The 25,862-nt window shown below is 60.6% G+C and carries 25 protein-coding genes and 1 tRNA gene; 15 read left to right on the top strand and 11 right to left on the bottom strand.

The annotated features are described in order from the left end of the window. Positions 1–24: 24 nt before the first annotated feature. Entirely contained in the window at positions 25–738 is a 714-nt protein-coding gene (locus JDO7802_RS17520; protein ID WP_083480954.1) for a metallophosphoesterase family protein, read from the bottom strand. A 420-nt stretch (positions 739–1,158) separates the two neighbouring features. Here JDO7802_RS17520 and JDO7802_RS00580 point away from each other — a divergent pair, with 420 nt between their 5' ends. Then, on the top strand, positions 1,159–2,424 hold the full coding sequence (locus tag JDO7802_RS00580; protein WP_055081761.1) for a PQQ-dependent sugar dehydrogenase: 1,266 nt from the start codon (positions 1,159–1,161) through the stop codon (positions 2,422–2,424). Further along, positions 2,421–2,999, top strand: a complete 579-nt coding sequence (locus JDO7802_RS00575) for a c-type cytochrome (RefSeq protein ID WP_055081760.1) — start codon at positions 2,421–2,423, stop codon at positions 2,997–2,999. The genes JDO7802_RS00580 and JDO7802_RS00575 overlap by 4 nt, the downstream gene beginning before the upstream one ends. Positions 3,000–3,199: 200 nt before the next feature. On the opposite strand, the gene JDO7802_RS00570 is transcribed toward JDO7802_RS00575, so the two are convergent. Beyond that, a complete protein-coding gene (locus JDO7802_RS00570) occupies positions 3,200–3,598 on the bottom strand; it encodes a RidA family protein (protein ID WP_055081759.1) in 399 nt (132 codons plus the stop codon). Between the two features lie 208 nt (positions 3,599–3,806). Between JDO7802_RS00570 and JDO7802_RS00565 the strand changes: the two genes are divergently transcribed. Genes JDO7802_RS00565 through JDO7802_RS00525 form a run of 9 tightly spaced genes read left to right on the top strand, consistent with a single transcriptional unit; the run spans position 3,807 to position 12,129 of the window. Next, complete coding sequence (locus tag JDO7802_RS00565; RefSeq protein WP_055082904.1) at positions 3,807–4,820, top strand: ABC transporter substrate-binding protein; 1,014 nt, start codon at positions 3,807–3,809, stop codon at positions 4,818–4,820. Between the two features lie 20 nt (positions 4,821–4,840). Further along, positions 4,841–5,623 carry an ABC transporter ATP-binding protein gene (locus tag JDO7802_RS00560; protein ID WP_055081758.1) on the top strand — a complete coding sequence of 261 codons (783 nt, stop codon included), beginning with the start codon at positions 4,841–4,843 and terminating at the stop codon, positions 5,621–5,623. Next, positions 5,620–6,501: an ABC transporter permease gene (locus JDO7802_RS00555; protein ID WP_055081757.1), complete on the top strand. Its 882-nt coding sequence runs from the start codon at positions 5,620–5,622 to the stop codon at positions 6,499–6,501. The genes JDO7802_RS00560 and JDO7802_RS00555 overlap by 4 nt, the downstream gene beginning before the upstream one ends. Continuing rightward, entirely contained in the window at positions 6,501–7,763 is a 1,263-nt protein-coding gene (locus JDO7802_RS00550) for a cytosine deaminase (protein WP_055081756.1), read from the top strand. Before JDO7802_RS00555 ends, JDO7802_RS00550 begins: the two co-directional genes overlap by 1 nt. Beyond that, positions 7,760–9,154 (top strand): FAD-binding oxidoreductase, encoded by a 1,395-nt coding sequence (locus JDO7802_RS00545; protein WP_055081755.1) that lies wholly within the window; start codon positions 7,760–7,762, stop codon positions 9,152–9,154. The genes JDO7802_RS00550 and JDO7802_RS00545 overlap by 4 nt, the downstream gene beginning before the upstream one ends. A 56-nt stretch (positions 9,155–9,210) precedes the next feature. Then, positions 9,211–9,843 carry an NAD(P)H-dependent oxidoreductase gene (locus JDO7802_RS00540; protein ID WP_306455338.1) on the top strand — a complete coding sequence of 211 codons (633 nt, stop codon included), beginning with the start codon at positions 9,211–9,213 and terminating at the stop codon, positions 9,841–9,843. After that, positions 9,843–10,436, top strand: a complete 594-nt coding sequence (locus JDO7802_RS00535; RefSeq protein WP_055081753.1) for an NAD(P)H-dependent oxidoreductase — start codon at positions 9,843–9,845, stop codon at positions 10,434–10,436. Before JDO7802_RS00540 ends, JDO7802_RS00535 begins: the two co-directional genes overlap by 1 nt. After that, positions 10,433–11,347, top strand: coding sequence for an isopenicillin N synthase family dioxygenase (locus JDO7802_RS00530; protein ID WP_055081752.1), 915 nt, complete (start codon positions 10,433–10,435; stop codon positions 11,345–11,347). The genes JDO7802_RS00535 and JDO7802_RS00530 overlap by 4 nt, the downstream gene beginning before the upstream one ends. After that, a complete protein-coding gene (locus JDO7802_RS00525; RefSeq protein WP_083480952.1) occupies positions 11,344–12,129 on the top strand; it encodes a creatininase family protein in 786 nt (261 codons plus the stop codon). The genes JDO7802_RS00530 and JDO7802_RS00525 overlap by 4 nt, the downstream gene beginning before the upstream one ends. Positions 12,130–13,011: 882 nt before the next feature. Here the strand turns inward: JDO7802_RS00525 and JDO7802_RS00520 are convergent. From JDO7802_RS00520 to JDO7802_RS17820, 8 genes are all read right to left on the bottom strand, one after another. Further along, positions 13,012–13,269, bottom strand: coding sequence for a hypothetical protein (locus tag JDO7802_RS00520; RefSeq protein WP_055081751.1), 258 nt, complete (start codon positions 13,267–13,269; stop codon positions 13,012–13,014). Positions 13,270–13,529: 260 nt separating this feature from the next. Beyond that, the gene (locus JDO7802_RS00515; RefSeq protein WP_055081750.1) at positions 13,530–13,964 is read right to left on the bottom strand and encodes a hypothetical protein; all 435 of its coding nucleotides are present in this window, start codon (positions 13,962–13,964) and stop codon (positions 13,530–13,532) included. Between the two features lie 178 nt (positions 13,965–14,142). Continuing rightward, positions 14,143–15,498, bottom strand: coding sequence for a plasmid recombination protein (locus tag JDO7802_RS00510; RefSeq protein ID WP_055081749.1), 1,356 nt, complete (start codon positions 15,496–15,498; stop codon positions 14,143–14,145). A gap of 654 nt (positions 15,499–16,152) precedes the next feature. Beyond that, positions 16,153–17,124 (bottom strand): hypothetical protein, encoded by a 972-nt coding sequence (locus JDO7802_RS17830; RefSeq protein ID WP_144430471.1) that lies wholly within the window; start codon positions 17,122–17,124, stop codon positions 16,153–16,155. Continuing rightward, positions 17,081–18,925 (bottom strand): ORC-CDC6 family AAA ATPase, encoded by a 1,845-nt coding sequence (locus JDO7802_RS17825; protein WP_144430470.1) that lies wholly within the window; start codon positions 18,923–18,925, stop codon positions 17,081–17,083. The genes JDO7802_RS17830 and JDO7802_RS17825 overlap by 44 nt, the downstream gene beginning before the upstream one ends. Next, entirely contained in the window at positions 18,922–20,109 is a 1,188-nt protein-coding gene (locus JDO7802_RS00505) for a metallophosphoesterase family protein (RefSeq protein ID WP_055081748.1), read from the bottom strand. The genes JDO7802_RS17825 and JDO7802_RS00505 overlap by 4 nt, the downstream gene beginning before the upstream one ends. Then, positions 20,109–20,915, bottom strand: a complete 807-nt coding sequence (locus JDO7802_RS17515) for a DNA adenine methylase (RefSeq protein ID WP_083480951.1) — start codon at positions 20,913–20,915, stop codon at positions 20,109–20,111. Before JDO7802_RS17515 ends, JDO7802_RS00505 begins: the two co-directional genes overlap by 1 nt. Before the next feature lie 229 nt (positions 20,916–21,144). After that, the gene (locus JDO7802_RS17820; protein WP_144430469.1) at positions 21,145–21,552 is read right to left on the bottom strand and encodes a hypothetical protein; all 408 of its coding nucleotides are present in this window, start codon (positions 21,550–21,552) and stop codon (positions 21,145–21,147) included. A 415-nt stretch (positions 21,553–21,967) separates the two neighbouring features. Here JDO7802_RS17820 and JDO7802_RS00500 point away from each other — a divergent pair, with 415 nt between their 5' ends. The 4 genes from JDO7802_RS00500 to JDO7802_RS17510 all read left to right on the top strand — a co-directional run bounded on the left by JDO7802_RS00500 (position 21,968) and on the right by JDO7802_RS17510 (position 25,795). After that, positions 21,968–22,525 (top strand): hypothetical protein, encoded by a 558-nt coding sequence (locus JDO7802_RS00500; protein ID WP_055081747.1) that lies wholly within the window; start codon positions 21,968–21,970, stop codon positions 22,523–22,525. Continuing rightward, the gene (locus JDO7802_RS00495; RefSeq protein ID WP_055081746.1) at positions 22,522–22,971 is read left to right on the top strand and encodes a hypothetical protein; all 450 of its coding nucleotides are present in this window, start codon (positions 22,522–22,524) and stop codon (positions 22,969–22,971) included. Before JDO7802_RS00500 ends, JDO7802_RS00495 begins: the two co-directional genes overlap by 4 nt. A 53-nt stretch (positions 22,972–23,024) precedes the next feature. Next, positions 23,025–23,666 carry a hypothetical protein gene (locus tag JDO7802_RS00490; RefSeq protein WP_144430468.1) on the top strand — a complete coding sequence of 214 codons (642 nt, stop codon included), beginning with the start codon at positions 23,025–23,027 and terminating at the stop codon, positions 23,664–23,666. Positions 23,667–23,983: 317 nt separating this feature from the next. Continuing rightward, positions 23,984–25,795 (top strand): recombinase family protein, encoded by a 1,812-nt coding sequence (locus JDO7802_RS17510; protein WP_245624070.1) that lies wholly within the window; start codon positions 23,984–23,986, stop codon positions 25,793–25,795. Here the strand turns inward: JDO7802_RS17510 and JDO7802_RS00475 are convergent. Then, a tRNA-Met gene (locus JDO7802_RS00475) sits at positions 25,774–25,850 on the bottom strand. The genes JDO7802_RS17510 and JDO7802_RS00475 overlap by 22 nt on opposite strands. Between the last annotated feature and the right edge of the window lie 12 nt (positions 25,851–25,862).

Below are 25,862 nucleotides of genomic sequence, written 5' to 3'. Positions count from 1 at the left end.
TACCCAAAGTCGGCTTTCGGTTGCCTAGCCGGTTTTTCCAGGGCGACCGGCTGCGCGTAAGAAGATGGGGGCAGCGTTCCCGTCCAAAACAGCGGCAGTCAACAACCCATTCGACGTTGCACCTGTGTCGATACAAATCCGATTGGCTTTAACCACAGGTTCGTCACCTGGCGTATGACCATGTACAACCACGCAGCCATGTTCCTCTTCGCTATCTAGGAAGCGCGATCTAATCCAAAGCATATCTTTGGGTTGCTGTCGATCGATTGGAACGCCCGGGGCGATGCCCGCATGAACAAAAAAATAGGGCTCGATGGCTTTGCAGAGCGGCAGAGATTTCAGCCAGGCGACTCTGCCGTCACCCACGCTTGAATGAAGCTCGTCCGGGTCGTAGCCGCCAAAACGGAGAGACATTCCGAAGGACGCGAGTGTTTCCTCACCTCCGTTGGAGAGCCAAGTGTACCAAGCCTGTCGATTGTCCGTGGCCAGACATTCCAGCAGCATCGCTTCATGATTCCCGAGAAGGCATGTCATTTCAAAATTGCCTAGACCCGACATCAGCCGATCAATGACTTCGCGACTATGCGCGCCACCGTCGATGTAGTCGCCAACGTGGATCAACTCAGCATCTCTGCCGGAGTGCATCAGTTGGTGGTAATCGCGAATGTGTTCATGCAAGTCGCGAAGCAAGTCGTCGCGACCATGAACATCTCCAATTGCGTAGATAAGTTTATCCATGATTTCAGATTAGAAGCTCTAAACAGGCAACGCCAGAAATTCCACGAAGCAGCCATCTGTACATGTTGCAGCATGCGGTAAATTGGGCTCGAAGCCGACCTCAAATGCAAAGCAGCATCGGCGCATCAGCGGCCTTCAATGGCGACACCTGCGGCCCAAAACGGACCTCCGCCGTCATCGACGATGCTGCAACGCAGCTTCACCAGATCGGCCGTTCGTGCATCGCGCAGTGTTTTGAAGTGGCGAGGATGGGAGGCCAGTCGGAGCGATCTGGAACCTAGGGCAGTGGTCGACAAGCCCTTGCTTGTAAGTTGGTAATAAAGTTGACAGCTTCCCTTACGTAAAGTGATGATAACGTCTTGGGAGGCGGCAACGGCCCGAATGCGTCTAACCGCTTCAATAAGATAATGGGAGGAACACATGACTCATCGGAGGATACTTCCGGGACTTCTGCTCGGAACCATGTTGGCAGGACCGGCTCTGGCTCAGGACAACATGGACAAGCTCACCAGCATGCAAAAAACGGACGCCACGTTCACGTTTGTTGATCAAGAGGGGGACCGGGCCGAGGCACTCAGGGCGATCGTAGAGCACATCAATGTACCCGACGGGTTCGAAGTGAGCCTCTATGCCGTCGTGCCGGATGCGCGCTCGATGGCCATGGCCCCGCAGGGGACGGTGCTCTTTGCAGGAACGCGGAAGGACAAGATGTGGTCAATCGTCGACCGCGACCGTGACCGTGTGGCAGATGAGGTCAAGGACTTTGCGCCCTCGATCACCTTCGACATCCCGAATGGACCATGTTTCTCACCTGACGGTTTTCTCTACATCGCCGAGCGAAACCGGGTGCTTGTCTTCCCGGCGGCCGAATTCTTCTTTGAGGGCCCGGATCCGGCAGTCGGCGTCGTCGTCGAACAGGGCGAGTTGATTCCGGCCGAGGAGGAAAGCTTCAACCATACCGCACGCGTGTGCGACATCGGCCCGGACGGCAAGCTATATGTCTCGCTTGGCCAGCCGCACAATGTGCAGCCCGTCGACAAGATCGAGATGTATGACGAGATCGGCATCGGCGGAATCGTTCGGATGAACACCGACGGGTCGGAACGCGAAGTCTATACCAGGGGCGTCCGCAACTCGGTGGGTCAGGACTTCAACCCGGCCACGGGCGAACTGTGGTGGACTGACAACCAGGTCGACGGCATGGGCGACGACATCCCGCCGGGCGAGTTGAACCGCCAAACCGAAGCTGGCCAGCACTTCGGCTTTCCCTGGACCAACTCGCGCGTCGAAATCGTTAAGGAGAGCGAGTTCCCGCGTCCGGAGGGCGTGTCTTTCACGGAGCCACAGCTTGAGCTGACAGCCCATGCGGCTGACCTCGGGATGCGCTTCTACCATGACGAGAGCTTCCCAGAGGCATATCATGGCGGCATCTTCTGGGCGCAGCACGGCTCGTGGAACCGCACCACGCCGGTCGGCGCGCGCGTGATGTTCACCGCGCTCGATCCTGAAACGGGCGATGCCTTGGGCGCGCAGGTCTTCGCGGATGGCTGGTTGAACGAGAACACCGGCGAATACCGCGGGCGCCCGATGGACATTGAGTTCCTACCGGACGGCTCGATGCTGGTCTCGGACGACTTTGCCGGCGCGATCTGGCGCATCGCTTATAATCCTGCACCCTCGGAATGAGGATTGCAGTGATGACCATTCTCGGCGGGCTGATGCTCGCCGGGGGGTCCCCTGCCGCCGCCGACGATCCGTCTGCCGGACGTCAGATCGCCAACATGTGCCGAACCTGTCACGGCATCGACGGATATGCGCAGATCCCAATCGCGCCCCATATCGGCGGTGAACCGAAGGAATACCTCGAAGCGCAGCTGATGGCCTTCAAGTCCGGCGCGCGCGAACACGAGATGATGTCTGTTGTAACCGCAACTCTTTCGGCCCAACAGATTTCGGACGTGGCAGCGTGGTATGCATCCCACAATGCTGTCGCCACCTTGCCAGATGGCATAAACGAGGACGATGCGCCTCAAGCCTGTGTATCCTGCCATGGGGCCGATGGGATCTCAGTTCTTCTAGACGCACCTAATCTGGCGGGCGAGGTCAACATTTATATCGACACGCAACTAAAGGCGTTCCGCCTCGGAAAGCGTGATCACGAAATCATGTCTGAGATTGCTTCGCATCTGGACGACGCAGAAATCCGGGAGGTTGCGGATTGGTATTCGAATGTCCAACTGGAGATCGTTTTGGCCGAGTAAGTGATGACATCCGCTACCAGCCATTCAGGCGGGCGGAACCTCTCGGTTTCTTTCATAACGTTCACCAAATAGAGGCTGACCCTGTTCGAATTCAACTTCCGCTCTGGGCTCAAACCGGACCTCGGATGCAGCGCAGCACCCGCCATATCGCGGCATTGATCCTCGTTATGGACGGCCCATCCGAATTTCAGTCTGAGTATTTACGGCACCATTGCCAGCGCCTCGATTTCCACAAGGAATTCAGCCTTGGTGAAGCCGCCGACGATCATCAGGGTCGAGGCCGGTTTGACCGCAACATCGGCCAACCAGGTGTCGCGCACTTTCATCCAGACGGCGAAATCTTCGCGTCGCGTCACATAAGCGTTCAGACGCAGAACATGCTCGCGCCCGGCACCCGCCTCTCCGAGAATTGCGTCGATCGTGGCGAGGCATAGGCGGGCCTGCTCGGCCAGATCGGCCGGACAATCGCCATCTGCCCCCAGACCCAGCTGTCCCGACGTGACCAGAAGGCGGCCGGCGGGAACGAGGACGCCATGGGAATACGCGCCGAAAGGCGGCGGCGCGATGGCGGGGCTCAAGGCGATCTTCGGATCATCCATCGCCCGATCATCTCCATGTCACAGGGCGCCGACCAGCCGCGGTATCGTGTGCCTGCCCGGATTCCGCCCCTTGCGCCCAACAAGTGGGCAGTTGCGCCGAGGTTCGCGCGGATCGGCGGCCATTCCGTGGCGGCTGGCTTCACCTTTGGGCACCTTGCTGCTGCAATTTTTGCGAAACATGCCGCCCCTTCAATTTTCGGAGACGCCCATGACCCGCCTGCCCGTCCGCATAGCACCCATCGCCACCGCGCTCGCCGCTGCGGCACTGCCATCCGTCACCTTCGCACAGACCGATCTGGTGCCCGTGACTTTCGGCACCAATTGGCTCGCTCAGGCCGAGCATGGCGGTTTCTACCAATCGGTCGCCGACGGCACCTACGCCGACTGCGGCCTCGACGTGACGATCGTCTCGGGCGGACCGCAGGTGAACAACCGCGCGCTGATGCTGGCCGACCGGATCCAGTTCCACATGGGCGGCGACATGCTTCAGGCGTTCAACGCCGTCAGGGAGGATATCCCCGTCGTCGCCGTCGCCGCGATCTTCCAGAAGCACCCGCAGGTTCTGGTCGCGCATCCTAACGTCGAAAGCTGGGACGACCTCAAGGACAAGACGCTCCTGATCGGGGACAACGGCTTCACCAGCTACTACCAGTGGATGATCGCCGCCCACGGCTTCACCGTCGAGCAGCGGCAGCCCTATACCTTCAACCCCGCACCCTTCCTCGCCGACACGGACGTCGCCATGCAGGGCTACCTCTCGTCCGAGCCCTATGTCGTGGAAAAGGAAGGCGGCTTCGTTCCGAACGTCTTCCTGATCGCCGACAACGGCTATTCCTCCTACGCCACCACGATCGAGACCATGGCCGCCACCATCGAGCAGAGCCCCGAGGTGGTCGAATGCTTCGTCGATGGCTCGCTCAAGGGCTGGTACACCTATCTCTACGGCGACAGCTCCGCCGCCGACGCCATGATCCTCGAGGCGAACGCCGACATGACCCAGGACAAGATCGACTTCGCCAAGTCCAAGATGCTGGAGCTCGGCATCGTCGACAGCGGCGATGCGTTGGAATTGGGCGTGGGGGCCATGACCGACGAGGTGATCGGCGACTTCTACCAGAAGATGGTCGAGGCCGGGGTGATCGAGGACGATATCGACTGGAAGGCGTCCTACACGCTCGATTTCACCAACAAGGGCGCGGGCATGGAGATCAAGGACCAATAGTCCGGGTCCCGGAGAAGCCGATGCCCAAAGTCGCCCCCATCGACAGCCGTGCGGCCCTCCTGACGGTGGAGGCCGTGGACAAGGTCTTCCCCGGCAACGTGCAGGCGCTGCGCGACATGTCCCTGACGGTGCGGGAGGGGGATTTCATCTCCCTCCTCGGCCCCTCTGGCTGCGGCAAGTCGACGGCGCTGCGCCTGATGGCGGGGCTGTCGCAGCCCACCGCGGGACGGATCGATTGGGCCATCCCGCGCCAGAAGGGCGATCTCGGCGTCGTGTTCCAGGAACCCACGCTCATGCCCTGGGCCACGGTCGCGCAGAACGTCTTCCTGCCCTTCCGCCTGGAAGGCCGCGCCTATCCTTCGGTCAGGGACGACGTCCTGAACGCGCTCAAACTCGTGGGCCTCGACAGGTTCCAGAACAGCTATCCGCGGGAGCTCTCGGGCGGCATGAAGATGCGTGTCGCCATCGCCCGCGCCATGGTCACGCAGCCGCGCCTCATCCTGATGGACGAGCCCTTCGCCGCCCTCGACGAGATCACGCGCTTCAAGCTCAACAACGACCTTCTGGCGATGCAGGCACGCATCGGCTGCACCGTGATCTTCGTCACCCATTCCGTGTTCGAGAGCGTTTTCCTCAGCGACCGCATCGTCGTCATGGCCGCCCGCCCCGGCCGCGTGATCGAGGAGGTGCGCGTCGATGCCCCCTATCCGCGCACCGAGGCGTTCCGCACCTCCGCGGATTACGCCGCGCACTGCCGCGCCGCCTCGACCGCGCTCGAACACGCCATGGCGGAGGCCGCATGACCGACGCCTCCACCGGCCCCGCCGGCCCCTCCGCCCCCCTGACCGCCCCGCCTGTCGTCGACGCCGAGGAAGCGCGCCGTGCCCGGGGCCGCCGGATGGAGCGGACGGCGCGCTGGCTGTTGCCGCTGGTGATGATGGTCGCGACGATCTGGCTCTGGGACCGTATCGTCGCCTGGAACGAGATCCCCCATTACATCCTGCCCGGCCCCGGCCTCGTGTGGGAGTCGCTGACGACCGACTGGCCGATCCTGTGGGACGCCGCCCTTCTGACCGGGCGCATCACGCTTCTGGCACTCATCATCGCGGTGATCGGCGGCGCGGGCCTCGCCATCCTCTTCAACCAGTCGCGGATGGTCGAGCTTTCGCTCTATCCCTACGCCGTGATCCTGCAGGTCACGCCCGTCGTCTCGATCGCGCCGCTCATCTTCATCTACGTCTCCTCCAAGACGGTGGGCATGTTGCTCTGCGCCTGGATCGTCGCCTTCTTCCCGGTGCTCAGCTCCACCACGCTCGGCCTCAACTCGGTCGACCACAACCTGCGCGACCTCTTCCGCATCTACGGTGCCTCGCGCTGGCAGCGGCTCACGATGCTGCAACTGCCCTCGGCCCTTCCCTACTTCCTCGGCGGCCTCAAGATCGCCGGGGGCCTGTCGCTCATCGGGGCCGTGGTGGCCGAACTCGTGGCGGGCACCGGCGGCGTGGGCGCGGGCCTCGCCTTCCGCATTCAGGAGGCCGGCTACCGCCTCAACATCGCGCGCATGTTCGCGGCCCTGGCCCTCGTGGCGGCGATGGGCGTGTTCATCTTCGCGGCCCTGTCACTCCTGTCGCATCTCCTCCTGCGAAAATGGCACGAGAGCGCGCTGAGCCGGGAGGGCTGATGGATTTCCGCGCCCTGCCCAGCGGCCCGATCACCCTCTCCGACGTCACCGTCCCCGCCTGCCTTCTGGGCCAAGCCGGCGACCTCGTCGTGACCGACCTGCACATCGCCGACGGCCGGCTGACCGACACGCCCGGCCCCCGCGTCGACATGGCCCGCGCCATGGCCCTGCCCTGTTTTACCGACATGCACACCCACCTCGACAAGGGCCACATCTGGCCCCGCGCGTCGAACCCCGACGGCAGCTTCATGGGGGCGCTCGCATCCGTGCGCGCCGACCACGCCAACTGGCACGCCGACGACCTGCGCGCCCGCATGACCTTCGCCCTCAAATGCGCCCACGCTCACGGCACCCGCGCCATCCGCACGCATCTCGACTCCATTCCGCCGCAGCCGCAGATCACCTGGCCCGTCTTCGCCGAGCTGCGCGACGACTGGGCCGGGCGCATCGACCTGCAGGGCGTCTGCCTCATCGGCTGCGATCAATTCTCCGAAGACGGCGATTTCCGCGATACCGCCGACCTCGTGTCCCATCACGGCGGCGTCCTCGGCATGGTGACCTACCCGGTGCCCGACCTCGCCGACCGCCTGCGCGGCTTCCTCCGCATGGCCGCCGAGAGGGGGCTTGCCGCCGACTTCCACGTGGACGAGACGATGGAAGCCGGTTCCGAAACCCTGCGCCTGATCGCGGAAACAGTGCTGGAAACCGGCTTCGACGCGCCGGTCACCGTCGGCCATTGCTGCTCGCTCTCCACGCAAGAGACCGCCCGCGCGATGGACACGCTCGACCTCGTGGCCCGCGCCGGCCTCCACGTCGTCTCTCTGCCGATGTGCAACCTTTACCTGCAGGACCGGGGCCCCGGCACGCCCCGCAACCGTGGCGTGACCCTGGTGCACGAGATGCGCGACCGCGGCATCCCCGTCAGCTTCGCCTCCGACAACACGCGCGATCCGTTCTACGCCTACGGCGATCTCGACATGGTCGAGGTCATGCGACAGGCCACGCGCATCGCCCACCTCGATCACAGCCGCGACGACTGGGTCACCGCCTTCACGACCCAGCCCGCCGCCACCTGCGGCTTCCCCGCGCAGACGCTCGAACCCGGTGCCCCCGCCGACCTCGTCCTCTTCAACGCACGCGACTGGACCGAATTCCACGCCCGCCCGCAATCCGACCGTATCGTGTTGCGCGGTGGCCGGGCCATCGACCGCACCCTGCCCGCCTATTCCGACCTCGACCACCTGTGGGAGACGACGCCATGAACCTCGACGCCGCCAAAGCCGCCCTCGCCCATCTCGACATCGAGCAGTCCGAGGCCGCCATCCGCGCCAAGTCGCGCGACTTCTTCTGGTATTCCCCCGTCCTCAAGGACCGGCTCGACCACGTGGAGGCCGATTTCGTCGTCTCGCCGAAATCCGAGGCCGAGGTGATCGAGGTGCTCAAGGCCTGCTACGAACACGACGTCCCCGTGACCACGCGGGGGGCCGGAACCGGCAACTACGGTCAAGCAATGCCACTCGCCGGCGGCTGCGTCATGCACCTGCGCCACATGACCGCCGTCAAGAAGATCGCGCCGGGCCGCGTGATCTGCGAACCGGGCATCCTGCTCAAGGATCTGGACGCCGCCACCAAGGACCACTCGGGCCAGGAGATCCGCATGTTCTCCTCCACCTGGGCCACGGCCACCATCGGCGGTTTCATCGCCGGCGGGTCCGGCGGCGTCGGGTCCTGCACCTGGGGCAGCTTGCGCGACCTCGGCAACATCATCCGCCTGCGCGTCGTCACCATGGAGGCCGAACCGCGCATCCTGGAGTTCCGGGGAGAGGAGCTGGCCCGCGTCAGCCATGCCTACGGCACCAACGGCATCATCACCGAGATCGAGATCCCCCTCGCCCCCGCCTACGACTGGGTCGAGATGTTCGTGACCTCCAAGGACTTCATGGCAGCCACCCGCTTCGCCGAAGGGCTCGCCAATCTCGACGGTGTGCTCATCAAGCTCGCCACGGTGTTCGAGGCCCCCATCGCCAAGGCGTACTTCGCCCGCGTCGCCCCCCATGTCGACGAGGGCGACAGCCTCGTCGGCCTCATGGTCGCGCCCCATTCGATGGACGGTTTCCTGACCTTCCTCGGCCGCCACCCCGACCTCACGCTCATCTATCGCAACGACGATCACGACTGGGCGCGCGGGCCGGGGGCCGTGTTCGAATACGGCTGGAACCACACCACCCTGCGCGCGCTCAAGGTCGATCCGTCGATCACCTACCTCCAGGTCCGCTACGGTTTCCCCCAGCATCTCGACCTGATCGAGAAGATGCGCGACGCGCTGTCGCCCGAAGTCCTCCAGCACCTCGAAGTGCTGCGCGAGAACGGCAAAGTGATGTTCGCGGGGCTATCACTGGTCAACTTCACCACCGAGGACCGCCTCGACGAGATCGTGAAGATGCACGAGGACGCTGGCGCCATGATCTTCAACCCACACCGCTATACCCTCGAGGAAGGCGGGCGACAGGCCGTCGACGACCGCCAGCTCGCCTTCAAGCGCGAGGCCGACCCCAAGGGCCTCCTGAACCCCGGCAAGATGATCGCCTGGGACGATCCCGATTTCGGCTTCGAGACGATGTACGCCTACCCCAAGATGCAGGCAGCGGAATGATCGCACCTGCGCACCGAACCCACGGCTTTACTGCTCGATGGTGCGATCCGATACGGGTGACGCATATCCGACGTGGATCACCCCCGAAATCCGACCCTGGTTTCGCCGTGACCCACGCCCTCGTCCTCGCCGCCCACCCCATGAAGGACAGCTTCAACGCGGCCCTTCACACCCGCGTCGTCGACACGCTGACGGACCGGGGCTGGAGCGTGGACGACTGCGACCTCTACGCCGAAAACTTCGATCCGGTCCTCTCGGACGCCGAGCGACGGGGCTACCACGATGTGCCGGAAAATCGTTCCCCCGTCGAAAGTTACGTCGAGCGGCTCGAGGCGGCCGAGGCGCTCGTCATGGTCTTTCCGGTCTGGAATTTCGGCTACCCGGCGATGCTCAAGGGCTTCCTCGACCGCGTCTTCCTGCCCGGCGTTTCCTTTCGGCTCGAAGACGGCAAGGTGAAACCCAACCTCACCCAGATCCGCCGCCTCGCCGCCGTAACCACCTACGGCGGCACAAGACTCCGCGCCATGCTCGTCGGCGACCCACCCCGAAAATGCGTCACCCGCGCCGTCTGGCACGTCTGCCGCCCGCGCAAGACGCGCTACCTGGCGCTTTACGACATGAACCGCGCCACCGCTGACGATCGGGCCGGGTTCCTGTCGAAAGTCGGTCGGGAAATGAAGGACTTATGATGCGCGCCCTGATCGTCTTCTGCCACCCCAAGACCGACAGCTTCTCCGCCGCCGTCCTGTCGGAAGTCACCGCCCGGCTTGAGGCGGCCAAGGCTGAATACCGCGTCCGAGACCTTTATCGCAGCAACTTCACGCCGGTCCTCACCGCGCAGGACCTCGACGTCTACCTCGACGAGGCGGCGAACACCGAAGCCGTCGCCCAGGATGTGGCGGACCTGCAATGGGCCGACACGCTGATCTTCGTCTATCCGACATGGTGGTACGGCCTGCCCGCGATGCTCAAAGGCTGGCTCGACCGGGTGCTGGTGCCCGGCGTCGCCTTCATCATGCCCGAAGGGTCCGAGAATATCCGCCCCGGCCTGGCGCAAATCACCCGGATCGGCGTCTTCACCACCTGCGGCGCGTCCTGGTGGCTGACGCAGGTGATCGGCGCGCCGGGCAAGCGCACGCTGACCCGCGGCGTCCGCTCGATCTGCGCGCGCCGTTGCCGCACGTACTACGCCGCGCATCACCTGATGGACAGCTCCACCCCCGACAGCCGCGCTGCCCATCTGTCGCGCGTCGGGCGCATCATGGAAAGGCTCGTCGCATGATCCCCCTTCTCGATTGGACCCGCGCGCGCAGCGACCGCGCGGGCCTCGTGGCCGACCTCGGCGCGGCGGTGCGCGGCACCGGGTTTTTCCTTCTGAAAAACAGTGACATAGATCCGGATTTGCGCACCCGCGTCCTTAACCTGTCCGACGCCGTCTTCGCCCTGCCCGAGGGCGAGAAGGAGGCCGTCGCGATCTCGAACACCCCGCATTATCGCGGCTGGGCCCGCCCCGGCGTCGAAAGCCTGGACGAGACGCGGGGCGAGGTCGACACCAAGCAGACCTTCAACATCGGCTACGACCTGGCCCCCAACGACCCGCGTGTGGGCGAGCCGTTCCGCGGCCCGAACCAATGGCCCCCCCTGCCGGGCTTCCGCGAGAAGATGCTGGCTTATTACGACGCCGCGCAGGCGCAGGGCGTGGCGATCCTGTCGCTCCTGGCCGAGGATCTGGGCCTGCCCCCCGACCATTTTGCCCCCCTCTTCGACGCGCCCCTCTCGGCGCTTCGCCTGCTCCATTACCCTCCCGCCACCGGCGCGGCGGGCGAGATCGGGGCCGGCGCGCATACCGACTACGGCGCGATCACGCTCCTGATGACCGACGGCGAACCGGGGTTGCAGGTGCGCCCGCGCGGCGGCGACTGGACGGATGTGCCGCATGTGCCGGGGGCCTACGTGGTCAACATCGGCGACTGCCTGATGCGCTGGTCGAACGACATCTACGTCTCGACGCCGCACCGCGTCCTGCCGCCCGCGCGCACCCGCCGGTCGGTCGCCTTCTTCGTCGAGGCGAACCCAGACGCGCTGGTCACCGCCCTGCCCGGCACCGGTGCGGCGAAATACCCGCCGATCCGCGCGGCGGACTACCTCGCCAGCCGTCTGGACGCGACCTACGCACCCAAGGTGCCGACATGAGCGCCCGCGACTGGCTGGACCTGCGCGCGCCCGACTTCGCCGGGCTCGACCCGGAGCGGACCATCGCCGTCCTGCCGACCGCCGCGATCGAACAGCACGGCCCCCACCTGCCCGTGGGCACCGATACGCTGATCGCCGAAGGAATGCTGACGCGTCTGCGCGCCACCTGCCCCGCCGACCTTGATCTGCTGATCCTGCCGGTCCAGACCGTCGGCAAGTCGAACGAACACCTCTGGGCTGGGGGCACCGTGACGCTGACCGCGCAAACCGCCCTCGCCGCCTGGACCGAGATCGGCCTGTCGGTCGCGCGCGCAGGGCTGCGCAAGCTCGCCATCGTCAATTCCCACGGCGGCAACCTCGACCTCGTGTCGATCCTGAGCCGCGAGTTACGGGTGCGCGCCGGGATGCTGGCGGTGAAGACCCAATGGAGCAGCTTCGGTGCCCCCGAGGGTCTCTTCTCCGCGCGGGAGGAGGCCTTCGGCATCCATGGCGGTGACCGGGAGACCTCGCTCATGCTCGCCTTCCGCCCCGACACGGTCGACATGGAGCTGGCGCAGGATTTCGCTTCGACCGCCGAAACGTCCGATCTTTCTCCTATCGGGCCTACGTCTTTCGGCTGGATCGCATCCGACCTCTCCAACGACGGCGTCGTCGGCGAGGCGCATCTGGCCATGGCCGAAAAGGGCGAGGCGTTGGCCTGCCATCAGGTCGCGGGCTTTACCGATCTGACACGCACGATAGTCGCCACGCCCGTGCCCTCCGCACGGACCGGGTGGGTCTGAAACAAACGGCCACGCCCATTGCGCCGCTGTTAGGTCCGCTAGGCAGAAGCGGCATCTGCACCGCTCTGCAATCCTCCGCTTCGGGGCTGCTGGTGCTGCTCCTCGAACTGCATCCCGAAACTTCCGTCGAAAATGGGGTTCGCGCGCATTGGCCGAACATCACCACCTGCTCCAGGACGGCGTCCCGGCCGAGCTGTAGATCTTCGCGCACATGATCGAGGACGCGGCTCTTGCACTACCTATGCTTTTGCAATCGGTCGCGCCGCTGCGGTGCCGATGACCCCAGCTGTGCAGACGGTCAGGGCCTGACATGGTCAAGCAACCTCCGGACAATACTTGTCGGCATCCATTACGGCTACGCCCCTTCCCTGACGAGACTGGTGCCGACCTGAGACCCGACACATATGAGCCATCGGAGAAGGGTCGACAAATGACCACTTCGTCCCGCACTTCGGACCTCCGCACGTCACGCAACGAAGGTCTGCGATCCGCCCTTTGAGCAGTCTCGTCAGGTTACTCGCGTCCTGCTGCGTCGACCGCTACCACGGGTTCGCCGGTCGAGACGTACAGCGCGGTCGCCACCGGGCGACCTTAGTGCAGCCTGCAGGCGGGCGCGGCAGAGACGGCATCTTTGCACGCCCTTCGCATCGAGCGCGTGAGATCCGCGATCCGATCCGCGTCAAGGTCGCACTCACACGTTCCCGGCGGCGATGTCGATGAGAGCCTTTTCGTGGTGTGTCGGAACATCGAGCTCCCATCGTTTAGCGGTGGACAGATACCGTTCGACGCGGCGGCGCAGGCCTTCTGGAAGACGCATACGCTCATGGGGTGGAATTGGCGCGTAGATCAGGTGATCCGCCAGGCCCCATTCCGTCTCGACCGTCAGGGCGATTGCCGTGCGACTTCCAGGTCGGCCCCGCCCCCGTATCCTGCTCCGTGTCCGATGCTGCCGAGGATCAGGTCTTCCGCTGCGCGCCCGGCCAGAACCGCCGCCATGCGGCGGTCCAGCGCGTCGCGGGTCATTCGCTTTGGCAAGTCCACTCCGACCTCGCCGTCCCGGACGCTGATCCGCGCGCCGTGGGGCGGGGCCAAACCCAAGGCAGCCGCAACGATGATGTGACCGGCCGGTTGGGGATCCATCTCGAAGGTGCTCTTGCAGCCCTGCTGTCGCTGTCGATTGGACACGATGAGAGATCCCGCGGAACGCAGGATTTTCAAATATTTGATATTGATGAAGAATTAGTATTGGTTGCGGGAGCGCGCATTGGACTTTATCGAAAACGACGCTCTTCGTTCCGGTTTCGGGATGATCCGGAGACCCGGCGGAGAGGACGAGGAGTCCACGACCGCCGGCAGGGTTTGCCGTCCTCCGCGATGATGCGGAGGACGGGAGGGCAGGATCAGGCGTCGGCCGCTTCGGCCAGATCCTGAACGCGAAGGCGCTCGCGCTCGGCCGCCTCTTCGGCTTTCGCCTTTTCGATCTCGGCTAGCCGCTTCTCGACGATGGCATCGACTTTGGCCGGGCGCAGCGGGTGCGCGGCGATGCGCTTGCGGTTGGCTTTCGTCGCGGGGACTTCCAGTCCCGCGAAGACGGCCACGACGAGATCTTCGTCGGCGTCCTCGATGAAGCTCGTGAAGAGCTCGCCAATGGCTTTTCGCCGCGCGGCCTCCTCTCGCGCCTCGGCCTTGGCGTCTTTGCCGATCGCCCCCACGAGGGTTTTGATCGCGCGCTCCTGCGCGGACAGCTTTGGCTTGGCGTCGCCGCTGCCCCGTCCGTCGGCGAAAGCGTAGAAGGGAGTTGCGGAGAAGTAGGTGGTGGAGAGGAGAGTTTTCATCGTCGGTGTTCCTTCATTCGTTGGTTAGGTTGCTGTCCTCCGATCGACTGTTCTGCCGCGGACAGGAGAAGAGTGGTGTGAGGTCGATCGGGAAAAAAACATCGGTTTCTGAACTAAAATGGCCTGACCAGGCAACCTGTTGTCGAACAACGGTATTTAAACGTATTTTTCTCCCTCGCTATCGCGGATCAGCCTTCTTGGGGTCCACCGCAGAGCCGTCGCTGCGCGGTTTGAGAGCCATAATCGCAGCCGACAGCGACCGCCTGATCTTTCCGATCTTCTCACGCTCAACGCGAGGCAGCGTTCGCGCGATCTCGACGATGGTGTCGTCGGCGCGCCGGATCTCGGCGGTTTCTGCCGCGACTTCGGCTTTCGCCTCCTCGCGCGCCCGCTTGCGCAGAGCCTTGAGCGCATTCGAGAAGACGTGGAGCGCGCCCGACCGTGCGCCCGGCGATGAAGCGATCCTCGCTTTCAGCTTCGCCAGACGTCCCGAAGGTGCCGCCGGTGCATCCATCAGGCGTGGTGCATCATCCGCATCCTCGATCTGGAAGTCGTCGGCAGCGAGACCCTCGCCGATCGCCAAGATGGTGTCCGCCTCCTGTGTCTTCGCTTCCGCAGCCTGCTCCCGCTTCCCGATCTTGGCCTCACGCTTCGCGACGGCATCTTCTCGCTGACCCATCATCTGCCGAGCCGCCACGAGATCGTCTTCCGACTGCTCAATGACGGTCTCGCGCTTATTGAGTTCCCGCAAGGTCTCGACGATCCTCGTATCCTTGGCTTTCCGCCAGTCGACCGTTCGGACGTGCTCCCGATAGGGGGGAGGCACTTGGCCATTCTGCCGTGCCGTCCGCACCGCCGCCGCCCGTCGCTCGCCCCGAACGAGGCCAATGGACGCGAAGTGCTGTCCAACGCTGTCCTGAGCCGCCTCGTAATTCTTGATCAGCGGGTGCTTGGACGGCTGGAGCATCCAGCGCTTCGTGCCGTTCAGGTCGACCTGCACCTTCGGCACGATGATGGCGTGGATATGGTAGGTCGTTTCGTCGAGATCGGCGCGCGCGTGAACGACATCGTCGCCGAAGTTCTCGCGGAGCCATTCGACGGCCTTCGCCTCGAAGGCCCGTTCGCGCTTTTCGAAATCGATGTTGTTGTCGCCGTCTGGCTCGATCACCGCGAACCAGTCGCGGTTGGCCGTCAGGATCACTTCGCGCAAAGGGCCGTGGCGCGTGGCACGCCACGGATCGCGTGGACCTTCGACCATCCGTGCCTTGATCTGCGACATCCGGCGACGTTTGGTGAGTGTCTCGAGTTCATCGGCGAAGTTCTCCGCCTTCATGTCGTCGATCATGGCGACAGTGCGCGCAGCCCAGTCGTCCTCTCCGATCAAAGGCCGGTTTTTATGAGACCGGGAGCGATCAACGTGTCCAAGGTCTCCGCCCTTGCGGATGCGGTGCTTCTCATAGCCGCCCAGATCGGACGGAGACATACCGCGAAAGCGGCAGACGACGGGGCATTCGGGTTGGGACTGATCGAGCATGGTTCATCTCCGGGACCGCAGGAACCGGGGAGATGTTGTCGGATCATGTGATCGGGAAATCGTGGTCTGTCAGATGTCGGTCGCGGGGTGCGCAGAGGCCTCTACTCACTAATCAACCTGCGCAGTCGTCGCGCTGCGCGCGCCTTTGTGCACAGGCTGTCGTTCGCCGGGGGACACCCCCGGACCCCGGCGCCGCTACGCGTCGGTCGGGAAACGCTCCGCCCTCCCGAACCCTCCAGGGGCCTTCCGCCGGAGCAAGGGTCATCGTTCCGCACTCCCCCTTGCATCCCCCTGCTCGCCTCCCGGCAGGTCAAGGCGTCGTTCGCCACTCCCCTGAACCCCTGGCGTCTTCTGACGGGCCGGTGGACGATGCATGGCACGCCATCACCATACGACCTTGCTCACGATATCCAAAGGGCCACGCTCGTGGGCAAGCAGCGCGGGAGGTCGTAAGGGTGGGTCCCGTGAGTCCTACCAAGCCTGCACTTTGGGACAGGCTTGGTAGGACGCGACGGATCCGAGTAGATGTCATCGACAACTCGGGCGGGAGAGCGGAAGTTCGCTGTGAAGTCACAATGGTCAACTCGATCGCCAAGAAGCGGACGTTCACAGAGGCGCTTAAGGGCTCCAGAGCCGAGTATTCCAATAGCCTCTCTATTTTGCAAAACGAAAAGCGAACTCAACGATCGCACCAGTAGTTTCTGCGTCAGTTATTGTCTCTGGTTGCGCCGCAGATACTGTTGAATGTCTCCAAACCATTACGGTAGGGTGCAATACCGTTGCTATCAGAATGCTAAGTGCCGCAAATAGCTTTGGTCCAAGAGGTAGCAAAAGGACTGAACGCTCAACACCTTCGTACTCCACTAGCCTTCGCAAATCAGAGTACAATGTGTAAGCATCGTTAAGATCGTATCCAAAGATGTTTTCTTGTTTATCCATAAAACTAAAATTTACGTTGGCTTGATCGATGTGTTGATCGAACCTTGGATCAGTACCAGTTGGCCTAAAACAGTAGATATGATCCGGCTCCAGTGTATCTACTGCTCCTACGGCTTTTCCAAATTCGTATCCGGCCCCCAGAACAAGCGACAGTGGCTTTTCAAACCCATCTGCTGAGCCAAAGAACTCCGGGAGGACCGGACCAAATGACTGGACGACATCAAATTTCACCATTTCAAATGGCTGGAAAGTCCTCGGACTATACATTAAGCGAATTTGACTCAGTGCGTCTTTAAGACGGAAAACCTGAAGAAGTAGTTCGGCCATCTTAGAGCGATCAAAAGACGTAATATCTAATATCAAGTTCGGATTCTGTTGCGATCCAATTGTCGAAGAGAGTATCTCAAGAAAACGATTAAAATCAGGCTCTAATTTGGCCCCCATGCGCTTAGCGATTTCTAAATTTCTGTCATAAGAGCACAACCCGACACCATCGCCATCGACCGCTCGATAGTCGAACAAAACATGGCTTATCTCGGAGTCATTGAAGTCCTCCCTCAACAAGTAGGACGATCGGTCCTCATATCCGATGCAACCAACGAAAACACTTGTCCGACTATCAATGTTCGATACTGGGAAAATGTCAGTCATCGTCGAACCTATAAGATAAAAGATCAGGCTGAGCATCTATCTCATTTTTAGATCTCGGAATTCGCCGCAACAGCTTTGATTTCCCAGTGATGGTCGGCAACGGATAGTATGGTGACAGTCGGTGCGATACTCTCATCCGGTAGCCTATTAAATCGAAAATCAAGTGTTTGTCATCTGATGGTTGTTCAGGAACAATTGCTCCGGCATTGATAGCTATACCAATGATTTCTTTCGTAGTTTGGTCAAGGTCCTTGAATTGAAATGACAAAGGTGGCTCTGGTCGAAATTTCCGATCGAACAAAAAATTCGAAAGATCTGCTCCAAGGCGGTCTACAACGTTAAGAGTGTTGCGTAGCATTCCCTGCGCCGAAGTGTGTGGGACGGCTTGCGTAGCAATAAACGCCCGGAAGCGATTTACATTTCTGCCAATTGCAGCATTTTGAGCACTGCTCGAAGCCTGTCGAGACGTGAACGAGTCAATTAACTCATTAACGTAAAAGTGGATTGCTCTGGGGTTACCTTCGGTAAGCGTCAAAATTTGATCAAACCCATGGTAGTATCCGTAGCCTTTTATCGACCGCCTCATAACACCGTCTTCGACACTTGGCTTTTCCTTTAAGTAGTACATTCGCAGTTCAGCGATGGGAAAAGGTTTGCGGACGAAAGCTGCTCGCTTGTTTTCCGTCAAGTGCTCAATGTCGCTAGGCTCGTGAATTCCTTTACCGTTCACGTACTCAAGGAAACTGGGGTCTGAACGATCCTTGATGATCTGTTCAAGAATGCCTGGATGCCCACGATGAAGGCCGCTTTCTTCGAACAGGCGTGTGCCAGAGGGTATCGCGGATGAGCTATTTAGATAGTCACGAAAAACCTCTTTGCTAATCTTCCTAGACGCGCAGATTCCCTCAACAAGAGCATTTGAGAATGATGTGTCAGAATGCGTGAAACGATTGGCTAAATTGATTGATATGAAGTCGTTGCCTGGTCCTGGGCTGTCGCTCACTACATTGGGACCATGCAGCCAATTGTAAAATTCTACGTAAGGGAACAAAGAGAACTTTAGCACCGCGCGCTGATCGAATGAACGAAGATTTTCAAACAGTTCGTGTACTAAGCGGTGAGGCGCTATTTCCATCTCGTCGAAGTTAATGCTCCAGCGTGAAACGCCTAACACTTCCTCAGTGATATCAAAGAAGCCTTGTAGCATCTTAAGAATATTAAGCTTAGGTACACCTGAGAGCTCTGCTGTCTGCTCGGCGGACTGCATTGAGTTTACGGCCGTACAGAACTTGTTGGTCCTCTTGATCAAGCTGAGTTTGAGACCAATGAACGATGTCTGTATTTTTTCAATTTCCCAGAGATCTGATGCGAGCCGTGAGATCTGTTCTTCCTGCTCAGGCTTGACTTGAAGAGCCCAGCGAGGGTTTTCACCAGTAGGGTACTCTTTTCCTATCTTGGCGCAATCCTGCATTGAAGCAACCAGATGGTACAAGCAATGGTTTACAAATAACCCGTCAAGGACCCGGTTCTGAAGCTCAGCGCTGAATCCGGCTTTTGCAATTGCTTCCGAGTTACCTTTCCACATCTTCTCAGCTGGTATGTAGACTGGTAAATAATCGATCGGGAGCTCTGGCACGTTTGCGCGCTTCTGCAAATGATGAAGTCCGGATGCGGTGAGGACTTTGAGAACTGTGGTTTTTCCTATTCCCCTAGGCCCCACCAGAACCAGGTTCGAGAAGCTTGCTATATCCCGCAGTCGATCTGGAGGAACAAAAGTGGCAGCAATCTGCTCTGGAGAGCTGTTCCTTGCATTAAAGCTGGAGAGAAACTCACTCATCGTTCTTCCTCGTAAAGCATTCCTTTAATTTGGCCGCTCGTATGATGTATCGACCTTCCATTCGCAGCTAACTCAGCATTAAGCTCGTTTAGTTCTGCGGCACTAGCAAAAATAAGATCTGGCACCTGCTGCAACAGTTCTTCTCTCGACATGAAGCCAACAAACGAAACGCTTCGAAGCGAGCTTAGAAGTTTAGTCAACTCGGGCGGCCTACCAATCGTCAACTGGTGCGCCATGTACGGTTGGTGGCTAGGTTTCCAAGCGTTCACTCGCCATTCCCACGAAAGCAACATACCTCGCTCGCCGAACTCTCCGAGATCTTCGCCGATTTCGAGGACGTGGAACTGGTTTGCAGCTAGCTGATGCTCAACACTATATGGTAAACTGCACAAGCTGGCTGCAGATAGTATGGTAATTGGATCTATCTTTCCCTGTGCATACTTGATTTTGACCATATGCTTGTGACCGTGAAGTAAAAAAATTGGCTTAGACACAGCGCCTAATGCGAGCATTAGTTGCTTTCCTCTGCTCATGACATCAGCATCTCTGTCGAAGACCTCATCTACGGGCTCTGGATGGTGGTGCATGAGGACGACAACGTCCTTTGAATCGGTAAAGTCAGCTTTTTCGACAACGGCAGAGATCATATCATCAGTTATGTTACCGACAGAGAAAACGTCTGATTTCTGGCTGCCGCCGTAGCCATGAAGACGGCACGTATCGATGCAGATAAGCGTAGTCTTGCCCACATCCATTGCCGCCACGCCGTCTAAGTAGTATGCGTCGTTGAAGGTACAATCCGTGGAAGGAAACTTCGGCTCAATTCCTCGAATATACTTGATGTTCTCCAGTTCCTCAAAATCCTCTGGCCTTGAAGCTATGTCATGATTTCCTGTCACGCCAAGCACCAAACTGACCCCCAACTCATCCGCTATTTTGTGGACTACCCTCCAAGTCTCTTGCAACGGCAATTTTTTAGCATGGTGTGCTAAGTCACCCAGACATAAGACACCATCTAGCTTGCCGCTGTACTCTGCTAGAGCGCTTGAAATTCCGAGGAGCGGGTTGCTTTGAACGTCTTTGCTCTCGATGTCGCAAATGCTTACCTTTCCGCTGTCATAGGCTTGTAGCTTAGAGAGATCGGAAGATATCGAGTGTATATCGCTTAGGATTAAAAAGCGCATTACTGAAAAATTGCCACTAGCTCTTGATCGGTTTTCCGCCTACCAGCAAACCCACCCACGTTTCTTTGTACCGTTATCTCAGACCTTATTGTTGCCCGAAACAAATCTCGAAATTCAGTGCAATCTTTATACGAGATCACAATCTTATTGTTTGAAGCAGCCAGCTCTATCGCTACGTCAAGCAGTCTTTGAAGGTCTATCGCTTTGAAAGTGTAAGCTCCATATTCTCCGAACACCCGCGAGTCATCTGTGAAATATGGCGGATCCATGTATATACAACAACCTTCAGGCGACAGGTTTTTCAAGAAATCTTCGAAATCACCGCAGTAGAGAGAGACGCCCTTCAGGGCTTCAGAATGTGAAGTTATCTCCTCGAGAGACATTTTATTCCGTATCTTCTTTCGCGCCCCAAATGGCGTGTTTAATTCGCCCTTCCTGTTTGTTCGAAAGATACCATTGAAGCCATAATGATTAAGGTAAAGGAAGAGTGATGCTTTCCTCGTGCCCAATTCTAGTTGATTGAATTCTTTCCGCTTTTCGTAATAGGTAGGTTCATCAATCGGCGTGTCATCGTAATTTTTCCAGACCTCTGCAGGGTTTCGACAAAGCTCATCATAAAATGAAATTAGAGCAGGGTTGCTATCGTTTAGATATGAGAAATCTGGTTTCTGCTTAAAGAAGAAGGCCGCAGATCCGCAGAAGGGCTCGATGTAAGGACGTCTAAAATCGAGCAGAGGCATTATCTGGGAGGCAGATGACGCTTTGCTCCCAGCCCATCTTATGGGTGATCCGCGTTGCTTGTTCATTGTTGCCCACCACTGCCATGTGGCAGAGACCTGCCTTGTCTTTGAGACGATGTACTACAGTCGTCTGTTTGAAAGTTAGCGTCAAGGGATAGGACCCTTTGCTGTTCCGTACCGTTACTCGGTGCGGCCCCTTCTTCCGACAGTTCGCGTCGACACTCGCCACCATGAAGCTTTGTTGCTTCGCGATCGATCTTGCTGACTATCCGTGTTGCGTAGGCAACGGGCTGGATCAGTAGGTGCCTTCGAACATCCTTCGCAAATCATCGTCGTACAGTAGAATATCATCCACAACAGACAGCGCATTTTCGACCAGTGCGTCGTTTCGATCTCTATCAGGGTCGCCACTCTTCCCTCCGTGAAAGAGGTTGTTTCTAACCCGACGCAGAGACCCTATTAATTCTTGGATGTTCGAGACTGCACCAACCGGCTCCCAACTTAAGTAGCCGTTTCTATCTACAAATTGGCGTTTTGGCGGGGTCTGGATAAGGACGTTCACATTGCCTGCTGCTCTGATTAGCTCGAAGAACGGTGCTCCAAGGCAAGCATTGGCAAACCCATCCCAATCGACTTCGGCGGCCTGTCTATTTATGCCTTTGCAATAACCATTTTCCTTTAATGAAAATTCCAGGCGCATCATGACTTTGAATAGCCGGTCGGCCTTATCCGGATACTCCTCTATCTGCACACATCAACACGTACCATCCTTCAAAAATTTAGCACTATGATAGCCATTACACGACCCACCACAAGCAACGTCCGCTTAAGGGATCGCGCCTTGCAGCATTGGAGGCCACTATGGGAGTCCGGAATGGGCCGCAAGCTACCATCCACCGAAGTCGAGAGGGGTGCCCCCTCTCGACGCTCTCCCCATCATCACCGGACGATCAAATCGGACGGTCAGGCTCCGCCTGCCACGACACAGAGGACAGCTTGAGGCTCGGGCCTTGGGATCGTCGTCTTCGTGCACGCGCCTTGTGTCGCGCACGAAGACGACGCCCCGGTCCGGGGTGAGATCGGGAGGTGCGGCGTTTTAGAGACGCAAGGAGGTCGAGATGCTCGACAGCACCCCCATCATTCACACGATGACCGCGGAATGGCGCGATCACATCAGCCCCGGCGACATCGTGTCGTTCCGGTTCCCACTCGCGGAGGACGGCAACCGGGCGCACCCGAAAGCGCGGCCGTGCCTGATCCTCGACATCGAGGAACGTGGCGACCACCGCTTCGCCCTAATCGCCTACGGGACGACATCGCGTCGGAAGTCGAACATCGGCTACGAGGTGCACGTCCGACGTCGGGAGGACTACGCGGCGGCAGGGTTGAACCGCCCCACCCGCTTCGTCGGGGCGCGCCGTGTCCTCGTATCGCTGGATCACAGCGGCTTCGCCCTATGCGGCGCGACCGGCTCCGCCGTGCTGGGCCGCATCGAGGGGAAGCCCTACGAGGTGATGAACCTCGTGAGGGGCCGCATCTATGCAATACGGGATATCGCGGCGGACCGCCGGGCCCGGGCGCAACGCTTTCGTATGAGGGGGCGGAAAGATGGCACCGGTCGAGCAAGACCAGCCGTCAGCCTTGCGACGGCACCAGGAACGGCGGTGTCGCAATGAGCGCCGCGGGATCCCGCCTGCCGATTGGCCCGCTGATCGACAAGATGCTTGCCGTCGTCGAACTGCGGCGGAGTATGTCGGACCATCTGTCGTTGCGGGTTCTCCCACACCTCGACGGGGCCGCTCACGACGGCGTGGCAGCTCTGCTCGTGCTCCTGCGGAACGGCGATGCAATCATGGCCGATCTTGCCTGCTGTCTCGACAACGTCATGGCCGACGTTCGCGCTGCCATCTCCGCTGGCACGAGGGAAGAGCGTGTCGAGATCGACCCTCGGCGTCTCGTCGGCTGCACGGAGGCTCACGACAAGCGCAGGGTCCGCAGTCCTGCGGCGGAGGCTCTGCACGACGCCCTGCCGCTGCTCGAACGGCTCGCGCGGGCGACACACGAGGCCCTCGACTATGCCGAAGCCGTTCGCATCAGCCAAGCGATGATGACGGTCGACTGATTCACCGACCCAACGAAGCGGCGCGCGTCTCGCGCGCCGTCCTTGAGAGGCCAATGCCTCTTGCCGCCGAACCGGATCACACCGGCGGCCGGCGCGCCGACATCCATCCATCTGCTGCTCCCGTCGGCGCGCCGCCTTCCCCTTCCATCTTCTCATCAGGCTTCCCAATGCTCATCTTCATCGACTTCGAGGCTTCGAGCCTCTTTTCCGACAGCTGGCCGATCGAGATCGGCCTCGCGCGGATCGAGCCGGACGGCACGATCTCGCAGACAGGCCGACTCATCCGCCCCGATCCAGCTTGGTCCGAGACGGCGTGGTCCCCGGAAAGCGCAGAGGTGCACCGCATCCCACGCTCCGCGCTCGATGATGCCGATCCCGCCGCCGATGTCGCTCGATGGGCGACCGACGCAATCGGGGATGCCGTGCTGATTTCGGACGCGCCGGAGTTCGATCAACGCTGGCTGGATCGACTGCTTGCGACGAGACCGGGCGCGCCCACCCTCCGCATACAGGATTTCGACAACGCGGCCTGGACTGTGTTCGTAGAGAGCCGCGCTGGGATCTCGGCAGCCCTCAAAGCCGTCTACGACACGCGGGCGCGGCGGCGCACGACCCACCGCGCGGCGCAGGACGCCGCCGACCTTGCAATGTCCTGGAGGGCTGGCCTTCGGGTGCTCCGTCGACCCGGTCAATAACAACCAGGCCGCCCCGCCAAACGAGACGCGCCCACGGGATTTGTCCCGCGGGCGCTTGTGGCCATCGCTGTGCGACGGTCTCGGGTAGGCGTCCGCCGTGTCGGTTGTCGAATGCCCGAACAGGAAAGGACTCCGCCGATGCCGCTCGACAGACTGATAGACCTTCTCGCAGAAGCCGCGGTCCGCAGACTCTCGCAAGGGCGGGAGAAGCAGGAGGCGACACCTGACGCGATAGGATGGGTCTACCGCCATCTGTTCATTCTGGCACACAGTTTTTCCAATCGTCGTAAAGACTTCCCTTACTTCGCCTGACTATCGTGGACGCGAAGCTGCGGACCAAGTCGGACGTGCCGCCCCTTGAACACGGTTTTCAGGGGCTTTATCGCCCGCCATCTCGAAGAGACCGCCGCCCGACGAAGGACCATCTGATGACCAGCCACCAAAGCATTCCACGCCGCGCCGTGCTCTACGCGCGCTACTCCACCGACATGCAGAACCCGATGTCGACCGAGGATCAGCTGCGGACGGCCCGGCGCTACGCCAGGGAGCGCAACTGGACCGTGATCAAGGAGATCTCCGACAGCGCGGTCAGCGGGTCGGTCGGCCAAGCGCGGCCCGGCTTCGCCGAACTCTCGGCGGGTCTCGATCCGCAGGCGCGCAGCTTCGACATCGTCCTCGCGGAATCCGTCGATCGGATCTCGCGCGACCAAGAGCACATCGCCCGGTTCTACAAGGACGCCCGCTACGCCGGCGTAGAGATCCACACCGTCGGCCGGGGTCGCGTCGACGCCCTCACCCTCGGGCTTTCCTCGCTGATGAGCGCGATGTTCCTGGAAGAACTCTCGGACAAGGTCCGCCGCGGCGTCGAAGGGAAGGTCTTGAGCGGCCAGAGCGGTGGCGGCCGCATATACGGCTACCGTCCCGGCACCGATGAGCGCGGTGCCCCGGTGAAGGGCGCGCTTGCCATCGATGAGATCGAAGCCGCCGTCGTGCGCGGGATTTTCCGCGACTACGCCGCCGGATTGTCGCCGATCGCGATCGCCGCTCGGCTCAACGCTGAAGGCATCCCCTCCCCCTCCGTCGGCACGAAGCGAAGATCGTCGGGCCACTGGAAGCAGAACACGATCAACGGCAACCGCGCACGCGGCACCGGCATCCTGAACAACGAGATCTACATCGGCACCCGGGTTTGGAACAAGCTGACCTATTCCAAGAACCCAGCGACGGATCGGCGGGTCTCAAAACTGAACCCCGAGAGCAAGTGGCATTCCGTGGATGTGCCTGACCTGCGGATCGTTGAGCAGGATCTCTGGAACGAGGTGAAGGCGCGCCAAACCGGCCTGACGAAATGGCGCGCCAAACTCGAGACGACGGACCGCAAAGCCCTGTCATCCGGACAGTCGCTCCGGCGTCGCAAATATCTGCTGTCCGGTCTGCTCACCTGCGCGCGGTGCGGAAGCTCAATGACCATCGCCGGGGTTGGCAAATACAAGACCTACTACTGCGCCAGCGCGAAGGAGAAGGGGGCCAGCGTCTGCGAAGGCTTCCGAGGCCTGCGAGAGAGCCGCGCCCTCCCCCTGGTGCTATCCGGGCTGCGCGGCGAATTGATGAAGCCAGACGCCTACCAGACTTTCAGGGATCGGTTTCATCACCGGCTCCGGGCAAGCCAGGGGAGCGCGGAGGACACGCTCAAGCTGCACGATGCCCGGATTCGGGAACTGGAGACATCGCACCGCAATCTGCTGCGCGCGATCGAACTGGGGAATGATCCGTCGGTTCTCGTCGCCCGGCTGAACGCCATCGATGCCGAACTGAAGGAGATGCGGGTGCGTCGGGACAGGATCGTGCCGCCGACGGTGGAACTGCCGGACAATCTGCCGGAACTCTATAGAGAGATGGTGGCCGATCTGGCGACGACGCTGTCGCAGGAGCTCATCGCGGGCCGCGCGGCGGACGAGCTGCACGAACTCGTGGACCGGATCGTCGTAGATTGGGATGAAGGTGCGCACGCCCATCGTCTTACGATCGAAGGCAATCTCCTGGACATGCTGCGCAAATCAGGCCCAAGCGGACTCGATGCGTTATCTGGAGAGGTTTTCGCGGAAGTTGGTTGCGGGAGTAGGATTTGAACCTACGACCTTCAGGTTATGAGCCTGACGAGCTACCGAGCTGCTCCATCCCGCGCCATTGGTCCTT

It is taken from the genome of Jannaschia donghaensis (genome assembly GCF_001403795.1).
Lineage (GTDB): Bacteria > Pseudomonadota > Alphaproteobacteria > Rhodobacterales > Rhodobacteraceae > Jannaschia > Jannaschia donghaensis.
This window is presented reverse-complemented; position numbering and strand designations above follow the sequence as displayed.